This window comes from Rhodococcus sp. PvP016 (genome assembly GCF_017832185.1).
Classification (GTDB): Bacteria; Actinomycetota; Actinomycetes; order Mycobacteriales; family Mycobacteriaceae; genus Rhodococcoides.
Window position 1 is genome coordinate 2,406,502 of sequence record NZ_JAFIBH010000001.1, and the last position, 11,295, is coordinate 2,417,796.

Annotated in this window: 15 protein-coding genes; 10 read left to right on the top strand and 5 right to left on the bottom strand. The window is 69.6% G+C overall.

The window, feature by feature from the left end:
* Positions 1–2: 2 nt before the first annotated feature.
* On the bottom strand, positions 3–197 hold the full coding sequence (locus JOE30_RS11305; protein WP_037183861.1) for an antitoxin: 195 nt from the start codon (positions 195–197) through the stop codon (positions 3–5).
* A gap of 73 nt (positions 198–270) precedes the next feature.
* Here JOE30_RS11305 and JOE30_RS11310 point away from each other — a divergent pair, with 73 nt between their 5' ends.
* Positions 271–2,181 (top strand): alpha-amylase family protein, encoded by a 1,911-nt coding sequence (locus JOE30_RS11310; protein WP_204866738.1) that lies wholly within the window; start codon positions 271–273, stop codon positions 2,179–2,181.
* Here JOE30_RS11310 and JOE30_RS11315 read toward each other — a convergent pair.
* Positions 2,178–3,344 carry a lipase family protein gene (locus JOE30_RS11315; protein WP_204866740.1) on the bottom strand — a complete coding sequence of 389 codons (1,167 nt, stop codon included), beginning with the start codon at positions 3,342–3,344 and terminating at the stop codon, positions 2,178–2,180. The genes JOE30_RS11310 and JOE30_RS11315 overlap by 4 nt on opposite strands.
* Here JOE30_RS11315 and JOE30_RS11320 point away from each other — a divergent pair.
* The 7 genes from JOE30_RS11320 to JOE30_RS11350 all read left to right on the top strand — a co-directional run bounded on the left by JOE30_RS11320 (position 3,343) and on the right by JOE30_RS11350 (position 7,809).
* A complete protein-coding gene (locus JOE30_RS11320) occupies positions 3,343–3,510 on the top strand; it encodes a hypothetical protein (protein WP_204866742.1) in 168 nt (55 codons plus the stop codon). The genes JOE30_RS11315 and JOE30_RS11320 overlap by 2 nt on opposite strands.
* A gap of 10 nt (positions 3,511–3,520) precedes the next feature.
* The gene (locus JOE30_RS11325; RefSeq protein ID WP_204866744.1) at positions 3,521–3,811 is read left to right on the top strand and encodes a hypothetical protein; all 291 of its coding nucleotides are present in this window, start codon (positions 3,521–3,523) and stop codon (positions 3,809–3,811) included.
* Positions 3,808–4,422: a class I SAM-dependent methyltransferase gene (locus tag JOE30_RS11330; RefSeq protein ID WP_307806145.1), complete on the top strand. Its 615-nt coding sequence runs from the start codon at positions 3,808–3,810 to the stop codon at positions 4,420–4,422. Before JOE30_RS11325 ends, JOE30_RS11330 begins: the two co-directional genes overlap by 4 nt.
* A gap of 9 nt (positions 4,423–4,431) precedes the next feature.
* Positions 4,432–4,797, top strand: a complete 366-nt coding sequence (locus tag JOE30_RS11335) for a VOC family protein (RefSeq protein WP_204866746.1) — start codon at positions 4,432–4,434, stop codon at positions 4,795–4,797.
* A gap of 7 nt (positions 4,798–4,804) precedes the next feature.
* The gene (locus tag JOE30_RS11340) at positions 4,805–6,139 is read left to right on the top strand and encodes a wax ester/triacylglycerol synthase domain-containing protein (RefSeq protein WP_204866748.1); all 1,335 of its coding nucleotides are present in this window, start codon (positions 4,805–4,807) and stop codon (positions 6,137–6,139) included.
* Between the two features lie 18 nt (positions 6,140–6,157).
* Positions 6,158–6,931 carry a site-2 protease family protein gene (locus tag JOE30_RS11345; RefSeq protein WP_204866750.1) on the top strand — a complete coding sequence of 258 codons (774 nt, stop codon included), beginning with the start codon at positions 6,158–6,160 and terminating at the stop codon, positions 6,929–6,931.
* A gap of 140 nt (positions 6,932–7,071) precedes the next feature.
* The gene (locus JOE30_RS11350) at positions 7,072–7,809 is read left to right on the top strand and encodes a DUF1906 domain-containing protein (protein WP_204866752.1); all 738 of its coding nucleotides are present in this window, start codon (positions 7,072–7,074) and stop codon (positions 7,807–7,809) included.
* A gap of 158 nt (positions 7,810–7,967) precedes the next feature.
* Here the strand turns inward: JOE30_RS11350 and JOE30_RS11355 are convergent, their stop codons facing one another.
* Positions 7,968–8,735, bottom strand: coding sequence for a hypothetical protein (locus JOE30_RS11355; RefSeq protein ID WP_204866753.1), 768 nt, complete (start codon positions 8,733–8,735; stop codon positions 7,968–7,970).
* Between the two features lie 350 nt (positions 8,736–9,085).
* Between JOE30_RS11355 and JOE30_RS11360 the strand changes: the two genes are divergently transcribed.
* Positions 9,086–10,315, top strand: coding sequence for a mannosyltransferase (locus JOE30_RS11360; protein ID WP_204866755.1), 1,230 nt, complete (start codon positions 9,086–9,088; stop codon positions 10,313–10,315).
* Here the strand turns inward: JOE30_RS11360 and JOE30_RS11365 are convergent.
* Positions 10,263–10,547 (bottom strand): 4a-hydroxytetrahydrobiopterin dehydratase, encoded by a 285-nt coding sequence (locus JOE30_RS11365; protein ID WP_204866757.1) that lies wholly within the window; start codon positions 10,545–10,547, stop codon positions 10,263–10,265. The two genes, JOE30_RS11360 and JOE30_RS11365, sit on opposite strands and share 53 nt — an antisense overlap.
* A 9-nt stretch (positions 10,548–10,556) precedes the next feature.
* Between JOE30_RS11365 and JOE30_RS11370 the strand changes: the two genes are divergently transcribed.
* Positions 10,557–10,949 carry a (deoxy)nucleoside triphosphate pyrophosphohydrolase gene (locus tag JOE30_RS11370; protein ID WP_307806146.1) on the top strand — a complete coding sequence of 131 codons (393 nt, stop codon included), beginning with the start codon at positions 10,557–10,559 and terminating at the stop codon, positions 10,947–10,949.
* On the opposite strand, the gene JOE30_RS11375 is transcribed toward JOE30_RS11370, so the two are convergent.
* The gene (locus tag JOE30_RS11375; protein ID WP_204866762.1) at positions 10,950–11,120 is read right to left on the bottom strand and encodes a hypothetical protein; all 171 of its coding nucleotides are present in this window, start codon (positions 11,118–11,120) and stop codon (positions 10,950–10,952) included.
* Positions 11,121–11,295 lie beyond the last annotated feature (175 nt).

Sequence of the window (11,295 nt, forward strand, 5' to 3'; positions counted from 1 at the left end):
CACTAGGCGGGAGGACCGTCGGTGCGGTCGCTGTTCTTCTCGCCGATGGCGTCCTTGGCCTTGTCCAGTGCGCCGTCGATCTGAGAGTCGTGACCGGCGAACTTCTTCTTGGCCGCGTCGCCCGCTTTGTCCAGTGCCTGTTCGACCTTCTCCTCGTTCTGGTCGAGCTTGCGCTTGATCTCGCCGAAGTTCACCATCGGTCGTCCTCTCGTTGATCGTGTGAGCTGCAGTTCGAGGCTACCCACTGCAGGGCGTGGAAGAATCCCGACCATGCCGCGCACCGCCGTACCCGACACGATCCACGACATCATCGGTGCGGCACTCGCCCCGCTCCCGCCGCACCGGCGGGACACCTTCACTCTCCGTGTCGAGCGCTGGTGGCCCGATCTCCACGAGGCCGTCACCGCCGTGTACGCGGAGCCCGATGCGGTGGCGCGCACTCTCGTCGAGCGCGCGGCACACGCGTTCGCGGATCGGCCCGACGAGCTGCACCGGCTGGACGAGCGGCGTCTGCTGGAGCCCGACTGGTTCCAGCAGCCCACCATGTTCGGATACGCCTGCTACGTCGACCGTTTCGGCGACACTCTGTCCGGTCTGGCGGATCGGCTGGACCACCTGACGGATCTCGGTGTCACCTACCTGCACCTGATGCCGTTGCTCACGCCGCGTCCGGGCGACAACGACGGCGGGTACGCGGTCATGGACTACCGCACGGTGCGGGAAGACCTGGGGACGGTCGACGATCTGCGGGCGCTCGCCACCACCCTGCGCGAGCGCGGGATCAGTCCCGTGATCGACTTGGTCCTCAATCACGTTGCTCGCGAACACGAGTGGGCGGTGCAGGCGCGTCAGGGCGACGCAGTCCATCGCGACTACTTCCACATCCACCCCGACAGGTCGACGCCCGATGCCTACGAGCGCACGCTTCCCGAGGTGTTCCCCGACTTCGCACCGGGGAACTTCACGTGGGACGACGGCGTCGACGGCTGGGTCTGGACGACCTTCAACGAGTGGCAGTGGGATCTGAACTGGGCCAACCCCGCGGTCCTGGTCGAGTTCGTCGACATCGTCGCCGCTCTCGCGAATCTTGGGATCGAGGTGGTCCGTCTCGACGCCATCGCCTTCCTGTGGAAGCGGCTGGGAACCAACTGCCAGAATCAGCCCGAGGTGCACGCGATCACGCAGATTCTGCGGGCGACGGCGCGCATGGCCTCGCCTGCGCTGTTGTTCAAGGCCGAGGCCATCGTCGGACCGCGAGATCTGTTGCCTTACCTGGGAACCGGATCGCACACCGGTCGGGTGTCCGACATCGCCTATCACAACAGCCTCATGGTCCAGGTGTGGTCGATGCTGGCCTCGGGCAGTACCGAGCTGGCGCGCCACGCCCTGTCGACACTGCCGCCGACTCCGCCGGGCGGGACGTGGGTGACGTACGTGCGGTGCCACGACGACATCGGGTGGGCGATCGACGACGGCGACGCGGCCGCGACGGGCCTGTCCGGCGCCGGCCACCGGCACTTCCTCGCCGACTGGTACTCCGGGGAGTTCCCGCAGTCGTGGGCGGAAGGTCTGGTGTTCCAACACAACCCGGACACCGGCGACCGTCGGATCAGCGGGACGGCCGCGGCGCTCTCGGGACTCGGTGCGGAGCGACGGGATCCGGACGGCGCGTTCGCCCGGTTGTTCCTCGCCCACGCCCTCGTCGCGGTCTGGGGCGGGATCCCCGTGGTGTGGAGCGGGGACGAGATCGGCTCGCCGGGTGATCCGGACTGGGCGGCGGAACCCGGCCACGAGGACGACAACCGGTGGCTGCACCGACCGCGCGTGACCGATGCCGACAGGGCGCGTCGCCACGAGCAGGGTTCCGATGCGCAGCGGGTGTTCGACGGCATCGCGCACATCGCCCGGGTGCGGTCGGATCTGCCCATGCTGCATGCCGAGGCGCCGGTCGACGTGCTGGACGATCTGGACGACGGGGTGCTGGGTGTCCGCCGCCGCCACCCGAGCGGCACACTCGTCGCCCTGTTCAACGTGAGCGACACGCATCGCCCGGTGGCGGCGTCCGTCCTCGGCCGCTCGGGACTCGTGGCTCCGCGAGAGGTGCTGACGGGTGTCGGGTCGGTCGACGACGAGACCGTGTGGCTGCCGCCGTACGCCGCCTGGTGGGTGGTGGACGGTTAGCCGTCCCGGAAGCGCGCGTCGATCCACCGCATCGCGAACGGCAGACCGGACAGTGCGCCCACGAAGTGGTCACCGAACACGGGCCGGTACTCGACGTCCGCGCCGCGTCCGCGCCACGCGTCGACCAGGTTCAGGACGCCCTGCTCGGGAATCCACCGATCGGCGAACCGGGGCACCGCAGCACCGTGATAGAACGCCACGGGAACGACGGGCGCGTCCGCTCCCGGAGTGTTGGCCTCGATGACGGCGCGCGCGGCGGCGGACTCGAACACGCCCGGGTCCACGGACAGCCGTTCCAGTCGCAACCGCGCCAGCCCGGACAGGGCCAGCGGGACGACGGACAGGTCCTTGATCATCGACGCGAGGACGATGCCGGTGGGGCTGAACTGCTCGACCAGGGTCGGGTGTTCACGCGCCATGCCGATGATCGCCGCCCCGAAGAGGCCGGCTCCGAGGGTGCCGTTCATGGTGCCGCGCAGCAGGCCCACGTCGACGGGTGATCCTCCGGCCACGGCGCCGCGCAGGACGAGCTCGGGCGCGTAGGAGGGGTGCAGTTGCGCGGCCCAGGCCGTCGCGATGGCGCCGCCGCTGTATCCGTAGAGCGCGGTCGGGCTCGTCGCGTAGGACGAGTCGAGCGCGACGAGTCCACGGATGCTGTTGAGCACGGCGTGCCCTGCCATGGTCCCTTCGGCGTAGGCCATGCGCGGTCCCTGATGGTCCGGGATCAGCACCGCGTACCCGCGCTGAAGCCAGAGCGGAACCACCGTGGGGAAGTCCTGACCGACGCCGTGGACGATGCGACACGACGGTGTCGATCGGGTGCCGAGCGAGTCGATCGCGACGTTGTGCACGATCACTGGCCGGGGACCCGAGCCGCGCCACGGCCTCCTCGGTTCCATCAGCGTGGCGGTGACGGGCACCGGACGGCCGAGAGCGTCGGTGGAGCCGACCATGAACTGGCGCAGTCGGGTTCGAGGTCGCGGGAACCATCCTGTCGCATCGCGGTGACGCACGAGGGCACCCGGTGACAGGTCCTGATCCGGCGCGTCGAAGAAGGAGTCGCCGGCGATGGGGGTCGGCAGGATGGCGGCGTGTGGATCGGCCGCCATCTCCGGTGTGATCCGCCCCGAGATCAGTCGATCGATGCTGCGTGACAGCGCCATGTTCTCCCCCCGTTCGGGTCACCGTACTGCCGCGGGCGGCGGGCGCGGAGAGAATCTCCTCGAGTCCGACGCCGACAGCGCCGACGAGCAGTCCGAGGACCTGCCCCACGCGTGGTCGGCGGGGATCGAGACGAGCATCGCGGCGCCCGCTGCCGACAGGGGATAGCGTCACGGGCATGACACACGCCGGTGGGACCGACCCGAAGCCCTACTCGACGGGGGAGCGGGTGTTCGGACCGCCCAACGGCACGTTCGACGCGGACTGGGCGGCGACGGCTCTGCGGTCCAATCGGCCGGAACTCGATCACGCGACGTCGGTACGTCTGGTGGAGAAGGCGTGGGACCTGCTGCGCTCGCAGGGGCTGCGCGGTGGCGAGCTCGCCGATGCCCTGGATCTCGAGCCCGGGCTGGCGTCCGCGGTGTCCGACGTGGCGACCGAGACCGCTCGCTTCTACCTCGACCGGTGACCGCTACCCGGTGGTCGGCCGAGCGCAGCGCCGAGGACTCCCACGCCTACGTCGCGCGCTTCCGGGAACTGGAGGCGTCGGGCGCGGACATGCACGGGGAGGCGCGCTTCGTGGACGCCGTGCTGCCCCGAGCCGCGCGCGTCCTCGACGCAGGATGCGGAACCGGACGACTGGGTGCGGAACTCGCGCGGCGCGGACACACGGTGACCGCCGTGGATCTCGACCCGGTCCTGGTCGAGGAGGCGCGTCGACAGCACGGCATCACGGTGGTGCAGGGCGACCTGGCGACGATGCATCTGGAGCCGCGGTCGTTCGACGCGATCGTGGCGGCCGGCAACGTCATGGTCTTCCTCGCCCCGGGCACCGAGCCGACGGTGCTCCGGCGCTGGCACGAGGCGGTGGTGCCGGGCGGGGTGGTGATCCTGGGGTTCGCGACGGACCGGGAGTACACCGCCGACCGGGCCGAACGAGACGTCCTGGAGGCCGGCTTCACGGCCGTTCAGCGCTTCTCCACCTGGTCGGTGGCACCGTGGCGCGACGATGCGGAATGGGTTGTCCTGACCGGGTACCGACAAGCGGGAAGTCTCTCGGGTGTCGGCACCCCTGGTTAGAATCCGGACATGACACGACCCACGATCGACATGGACTACACGGTTCTCGACTGTCCCGATCCGGTGGCGCTCGGGCGTTTCTACACCGCACTGCTGGGGTGGAAGGTGGTGCAGGACGATCCCGACTGGACCGTGATCGAGGGCACCGGCGGCTCGCGTCTGGCCTTCCAGAAAGCTCCCGACTTCGTCCCGCTGTACTGGCCGCGGGAGGGCATCCGTATTCACCTCGATCTCGTGGTCGACGACATGGAGGCGGCGCAGGCCTTCGCTGTGGAGCAGGGTGCCCGCGTGCTGGACGAGGACGGCGAACACCCGGGGTTCCGCGTGTTGCAGGACCCCGTGGGTCACCTCTTCTGCCTGTGCAGGCGCGACTGACACCGACGTGACCGGTCGGCTCACCGCCACCGACGCCCGCATGTACTGGCTGTCGCGGCGTCTGCCGAGCGACCAGTTCCTGCTCTACGCGTTCGACGGTGCGCTCGACGACCCCGACGACGCCGCCGCGGCTCTCGTGCGTCGAGCGCACGTGGTGGACGGACTGTCGGTCCGTCTGCGGGAAACGCGGTGGACGGCCGACTACCCCTACTGGGTGCCCACGGAGGTGACCCGCGACCGGGTCGGCGTCCACGCCGGCGGGACGTGGCAGGAGTGCCTCGACCGCGTGGCGGAGTCCTTCGGGGACCAGGTCGACCCGCGCCGAGAGCCGTGGCGCGTGCATCTGTACCCGCGCGTCGACGGGGTGCCCGGCACGACGGGCTCGGCGACGGTGCTCGTCCTGCAGATCGCGCATTCCCTCGGAGACGGCGGGCGGGTGTCGGCGCTGGCTCGCGCGCTGTTGACGGACGAGCCGCCCCCGGCGGTGCGCACGGTGGTGCTGCCGGCGCCCCTCGCGGTCGCACGTGGTGCCGTCGAGTTTCCCGCGCGAGTGATCGGCATGGTGCGTCGCGCACGCGAGGCGGTGGTGGCCGATCGTCGGCGCACGGCCGACACGGCGGCCGGCGTCGTCCCCGCCCCGCCGCTTCCCCGAGCGCCGACGGTGCTGTCCCGTCCGGCAGGCGGGATCACCCGCATCCGATGCGTGGTGTGCCCGGCGTCGGACCTCCGCACCGACACCGTCAGTGTCACCGTGGCCGCGCTCGTCGTGGTGTCGGACGCGATGAGTCGGCATCTCGCGTCTCTGGGCGAGCCGGTTCCCGACGACCTCGGGGCCGAGGTCATGATCGCCATACCGCGGGAGAGTCGAACAATCGCTGCCGCCAACGCTTTTCACAACGCGGGGGTGGACCTGCACCCGTCCGTGCAGAATCTCCGCGCTCGGGCACGGGCGATCGACGACTCCCTGCGAGATCGGCGCCGCCGGCTGGAGCACCCCGCGTTCGGGGTCGGCGATCGTGCGACGGAGACCGTTCCCGCGGTGATCGTCCGGCGCGACGTCGACCGCGCCGACCTGTCGATGGCGCCGACGACGGTGGCGGGTCACACGGTGGTCTCCAGTGTGAACCGAGGCGTCGCCGACCTCACGCTGAGCGGTCGGCCCGTCGTGCTGAGCGCCGGGTTCCCGGCCCTCTCGCCGGCGGTCGGCATCACGCACGGGGTGCACGGCATCGGCGACGTGGTGACCCTCTCGATCGTGACGAGCGACGACGTCATGGACGCCGACGCGTACTCCGACTGTCTGCGGGAGGCCGTCGATCGAGTGCGGGAAGCGCTCAGGTGACCGACCTACCCTGACGACATGTCCACGTCCACCTCGGTCCGGCCGAGCCCCGTCTTCCTCGCGGTCGTCGCCGTCGCCGTGATCGGCGGTGTTCTGGCCTGGAACTCGACCAGGCCGGGCGACGTCCTGTCGTACGCCGGTGTCTTCGTCCTCGTCATCGGTGGATGGGTGGTGTCCCTGTGTCTCCACGAGTTCGCCCACGCGGTGACGGCCTGGCGCTTCGGTGATCACGACACCGCCGCGCGCGGCTATCTCACGCTGAACCCCCTGAAGTACACGGTGCCCGGTCTGTCGATCGTGCTGCCGCTGATCTTCGTCGCGCTGGGCGGGATCGGTCTGCCGGGCGGCGCCGTGTGGCTGAACACCAGCGGTATGACCAGGCGGCAGCGCACGACGGTGTCCCTGGCCGGCCCGTTCGCCAATCTTGTTCTCGCGGTCGTTCTTCTGGCGATCATCGCGGTGTGGGCGCCGGGCAGTGAGCACGCCTCCTTCTGGTTCGGAATGAGCTTCCTCGCCTTCCTGCAGGTGGTCGCCGTGGTGCTGAACCTGATCCCGATGCCGGGCCTGGACGGTTTCGGGGCGATCGAGCCCTACCTGTCGCCCGGTGCGCGGCGGTCCTTCGCGCAGATCGGGCCCTACGGAGTTCTCATCGTGGTGGCCCTGCTGTTCGTACCGCAGGTCAATCGCGTCTTCTTCGACGCGGTGTACTCCCTCTACGAGCTGTCCGGCATCCCCGCGGGGTGGGCCCAGAGCGGCGGCGTGCTCACGCGGTTCTGGACGCAGTGGTACTGAACCGTGGGGACCGGGGGACTCACGGGACTAGCGAGGTCCCTGAGGTCTGTGGTGCAATAGCGCCGGAAATCGTGAGAAGTTACCAGCCCGAGCCGTCAAGTCGAGGAAGGCGCGCCGGGCGAATCGAGAGGTAGTCCCCAGTGCACGTGTCGCGTCGTCAATTGTTCCGCTATGCCGCCGCCGGTTCCGTCGCGGTCGGGGTCACGGGCGTCGCCGCTCGTGGCGTCGCCTCTGCCGCGCCCGCAGCACCCGCAGCGTTGGGCACGATCGTCGACTACGCCGGGGGAGTGCCCTCTGCCTCCGCCATCGCGGCAGCAGGTCATCTGGGCGCCATCCGCTACGTCTCCGACCGTCGACCCGGTGCCGCCTGGATGACAGGCAAGCCGATGACAGCCGCCGAGGCGGACGAGCTCACCGCGGCCGGTCTGCAGGTGGTGTCGTGCTACCAGTTCGGCAAGGGGGCGACGGCCGACTGGCGTGGCGGATTCGCCGCCGGCGTGAAGCACGCGACGCGCGGCCTCGAAGTGCACACGGAGGCAGGCGGACCGGCGGATCGGCCCATCTACGCGTCGATCGACGACAACCCGACCGCGGTCGAGTTCGCCGCGATGATCGCGCCGTACCTGCTCGGCTGGCAGTCGGTGGTCGGCGCCGAGAACACGGGCGTGTACGCCAACTCGCCGACCATCGATCTCGCGGCGGCAGCGGGACTCGGTGCCTGGTACTGGCAGCACAACTGGGGGACGCCGAAGGGGTACGTGAACCCGGCTGCCCACCTGCATCAGATCGAGATCGACAAGCGAGCGATCGACGGAGTGGGTGTGGACGTCAACACCGTGCTGCGCGAGGACTACGGGCAGTGGAGCCTGTCCGCGTAACGCGGCGGCGACCTCTCACGACACACCTGTCACAGCAGTCACACCTATAGAGAGGCGCCACCATGGAGCTCATCGATTACCTGTACGCGATCGCCGGAGCGATCTACACCCAGATCTCGACCGCGTTCGGTTCCTGAACGCCGGTCTCGTTCCGATCGTCAGACGACGAAGGCACCGATGGTCGGCAGGAAGCTGCACGTGATGCCGGCCTCGGTGCTGATCGATCCGGAGACGGCAGCCAGGACGCGACCGGTCCCGGTGTCCGCGAGCGCCGAGAGCGTGGCAGGGCCGTCGGGGTTGATCCCCGCGGCACCCGTGAGCACGGTTGCTCCGGTGCGGCCCGTGTCGACGTTGACCCAGTTCGCGGTCAGCGGCGCTGCCTGCACGTCGGCGAGCGGCGCGGTGCCGAGTGCCGTGAAGACGAAGCCGGCCTGACCGGCTGCGGGTCCGGGAGGCGGCAACTGGGCCGGGCCGGGCACCGCCAGCGCACTCGCGACTGAGTCGGCCGTGGCGGAGATGCAGCCCTTGCCGACGGTGGGGTAGAAGAACTGGGAGATGACCGGGCCGTTCTCGGGGATCTCCGGGCCGCCGCCGCCGCTGCCGTCGAGGAACGTGATAATGCTGGTGAGGATGCGCTTCGCCTGGTCCGACAGCGGGGCCGTGGCCAGCAGCGCCTTCGCGCGCACCAGCAGATCGCTCTGCGGCGACGCGGCGTCGCGCTCCGCGGCGTCGAGCAGAGTGGGGGCCAGGGCGGCCAGTGCCTCGTAGCCCGGCACCACCGGAACCTCGGCGGGCAGCGGCATGACGGGGGCGGGGGCTGCGCCGGCCGCGGCAGGTGCGACGAAAGCGCAGGCGGCGGCGACGGCCACTCCGCCCAGAACACGTCGCGCTGCGACGCGCGTTCCCGTTGTCCCGATGTCCCGCATGATGTCCCCGTTTCTCCTCCGGCCGCCTCGAACCGATCCGAGGCGACCCACGATGCACTATCTGCCCGTCACCGCCGTGCGAGGCAGTCGGGCGCGGGGTCACTCTATGTACACGGAGTGACGGTTGTACAGCAGCTCACCGGTCGATCGACCCGTGTCGCTCGCTCCGATTCGAACCGTAGTCTGTTAATAGAGTGTCTGGTGTTGTCAGAGTGAACAGTGATGCGATCGTTACTGCTGTGAGCCGTGTCGTGTGACAACGCGGTGGCCCCGTGGTGCAGAAGAGTCACGTCGGATGGTGCGGATAGGCTGCGCTCTGGCTTCGACCCCCGTCGATCGGAAGAACACTCGTGAGTGAAGTACGGCGATCGGCCGGGCGCGCGTTGCTGGCAGCAGCACCGGCCCTGTTCGTGATCTCGCTGATCCTGCGTGTGGTGTGGACCGTCGCCACCCCCAACGGCAGCAACTGGGTCGATCTCCACGTGTACGTCGACGGTTCGGCCCGCCTGTTCAGCGGTGACCTCTACGACTTCACCTACTCGGAGGAGACCCCGGACTTCCCCCTGCCCTTCACGTACCCACCGTTCGCCGCGCTCGTGTTCTATCCGCTGCACTTCCTGCCGTTCCCGGTGGTGGGCGCTGCCTGGATGATCGCCACGATCGCCGCGCTGTACGCGGTGGTCCGGCTCGCGCAGGGCATGGTCGACTCGGGCCTCTGGTCCGGACGCCGGGCGGCGTTGCTCTGGACGACGGTGGGACTGTGGACCGAGTCCATGCGCACCACCCTGGACTACGGCCAGGTCAACGTGTTCCTGGTCCTGCTGGCGATGCTCGCGGCCCGCAGCTCCCGCTGGTGGCTGTCGGGTGCCCTGGTCGGCGTCGCGGCAGGCGTCAAACTCACCCCCGCCATCACGGGCCTCTACTTCCTGGCGCAGCGTCGGTGGGCCGCCGCCGCGTTCTCTGCCGTGGCCTTCGCGGGGACGGTCGCGATCAGCTTCCTGCTCGTGGGGTCCGCCGCGACGACGTACTTCACCACCCTGCTGGGCGACGCGGACCGGATCGGTCCCGTCGGCTCGGTGTGGAACCAGTCCCTGCGCGGAGCGCTGTCACGCGTGGCCGGGCAGGACGTCGGCCAGGGTCCGGTGTGGCTGGTCGCGGCGGCCGTGGTGCTGGCCGCGGCTTTCCTGGCCTGGCGGACGCTGGCACGCGACGATCGCCTGGGGACGCTCGTCGTCGTCTCGTTCGTGGGCCTGATGATCTCGCCGATCTCCTGGTCCCACCACTGGGTCTGGGTGGTGCCCATGCTGATCTGGCTGATGCACGGACCGTTGTCGGGTGCGCCGGGAGCGCGCGTGCTCGCGGGATACTGGCTCGTGGTCACCCTGATCGGCGTGCCGTGGATCCTCAGCTTCGAACAACCGTCCATCTGGGACATCTCGCGTCCGTGGCCACTCGCTCTGGCGGGATCGGTCTACGCCGTCGGCACCCTGGCTCTGTTCGTCTGGATCGCGGTGGTGGGCCGCCGCGTCACCTCGCCAGACGGTCGATCGCGGCTGCGAGCAGGACGTCCTTCCCGGTGAGTCCACCCGCAGAGTGCGTCGACAGCCGGTAGGTCACCGAACGCCACCGGATGTCGATGTCCGGGTGATGGTCCGCCGACTCGGCCTCCTCCGCGACGCGCCGGACGAGGTCGATCGCCTCGGGGAAGCTCGCGGACTCGATGGTGCGGACCAGTGTGTCCCCGTCGCGCTGCCAGTCGGTCAGGCGGGTGAGTGCGTCGTCGATCTCCGTGTCGTTCAGCAAGTCGGCCATACTGCGATGGTGCCAGTTCCCGAGCCCGCGCTGGTGGTCGCGGGCGCCCTCGTGGAGAACGGGCGCCTGCTGCTCGCGCGTCGCGCCTCCCCGCCGGAACTCGCGGGACTGTGGGAACTGCCCGGCGGCAAGGTCGACCCCGGCGAGACCCCCGAGGACGCACTGGTCCGGGAACTGCGCGAGGAACTGGGTATCGAGGTGACCGTCGGTGAGCCGGTCGGTGTCGACGTCGCGCTCTCGGCGACTCTCACACTGCGCGCCTACGCGGTGACACGGTTCGCGGGGACGGCGACGGCGCTCGAGCACGAAGCCCTCCGCTGGGTGGATGCGGCGGATCTGCGCGGAGTCGATCTGGTGCCGGCGGACGCCGCGTGGCTGCCTGATCTCGCGGCGCTGCTGTAGTCAGGCCGCACGGGCCTTCTTCAGGCCCTTCTTCAAGTCCTTGCCCGTGACACCTGCTTGTTCCAGCTTCTTCATCCGCATGATCACCACCGGACACGTCAGACAGCGAGTCTTGCTGCGGCAGCACTTCTTCTTGGCCTTGCCGCGAGCGACCTTCGATGCCGAGGACATCGGGTGAGGGTACCCTGAGGTGGAGCCCGTGCCGACCGTCCCGGCCTGCGTGACCGCCGTCACCCGAGCCGACCGAGTAAACTGATCCGGTCGCGCTTCTCGTCGGCGACGCAGCGCGCTCTCTGGGAGAGGAAGCCGCTCGCTCTTCACCCCGCATTCGACCCAGGAGATTTCA

What these genes read in the sequence shown, in the direction of transcription:
- JOE30_RS11305 (WP_037183861.1), bottom strand. Translation starts at nt 197, where the DNA reads ATGGTGAACTTCGGCGAGATCAAGCGCAAGCTCGACCAGAACGAGGAG.
- JOE30_RS11310 (WP_204866738.1), top strand. Translation starts at nt 271, where the DNA reads ATGCCGCGCACCGCCGTACCCGACACGATCCACGACATCATCGGTGCG.
- JOE30_RS11320 (WP_204866742.1), top strand. Translation starts at nt 3,343, where the DNA reads ATGTTCTCCCCCCGTTCGGGTCACCGTACTGCCGCGGGCGGCGGGCGC.
- JOE30_RS11315 (WP_204866740.1), bottom strand. Translation starts at nt 3,344, where the DNA reads ATGGCGCTGTCACGCAGCATCGATCGACTGATCTCGGGGCGGATCACA.
- JOE30_RS11325 (WP_204866744.1), top strand. Translation starts at nt 3,521, where the DNA reads ATGACACACGCCGGTGGGACCGACCCGAAGCCCTACTCGACGGGGGAG.
- JOE30_RS11335 (WP_204866746.1), top strand. Translation starts at nt 4,432, where the DNA reads ATGACACGACCCACGATCGACATGGACTACACGGTTCTCGACTGTCCC.
- JOE30_RS11345 (WP_204866750.1), top strand. Translation starts at nt 6,158, where the DNA reads ATGTCCACGTCCACCTCGGTCCGGCCGAGCCCCGTCTTCCTCGCGGTC.
- JOE30_RS11355 (WP_204866753.1), bottom strand. Translation starts at nt 8,735, where the DNA reads ATGCGGGACATCGGGACAACGGGAACGCGCGTCGCAGCGCGACGTGTT.
- JOE30_RS11365 (WP_204866757.1), bottom strand. Translation starts at nt 10,547, where the DNA reads ATGGCCGACTTGCTGAACGACACGGAGATCGACGACGCACTCACCCGC.
- JOE30_RS11375 (WP_204866762.1), bottom strand. Translation starts at nt 11,120, where the DNA reads ATGTCCTCGGCATCGAAGGTCGCTCGCGGCAAGGCCAAGAAGAAGTGC.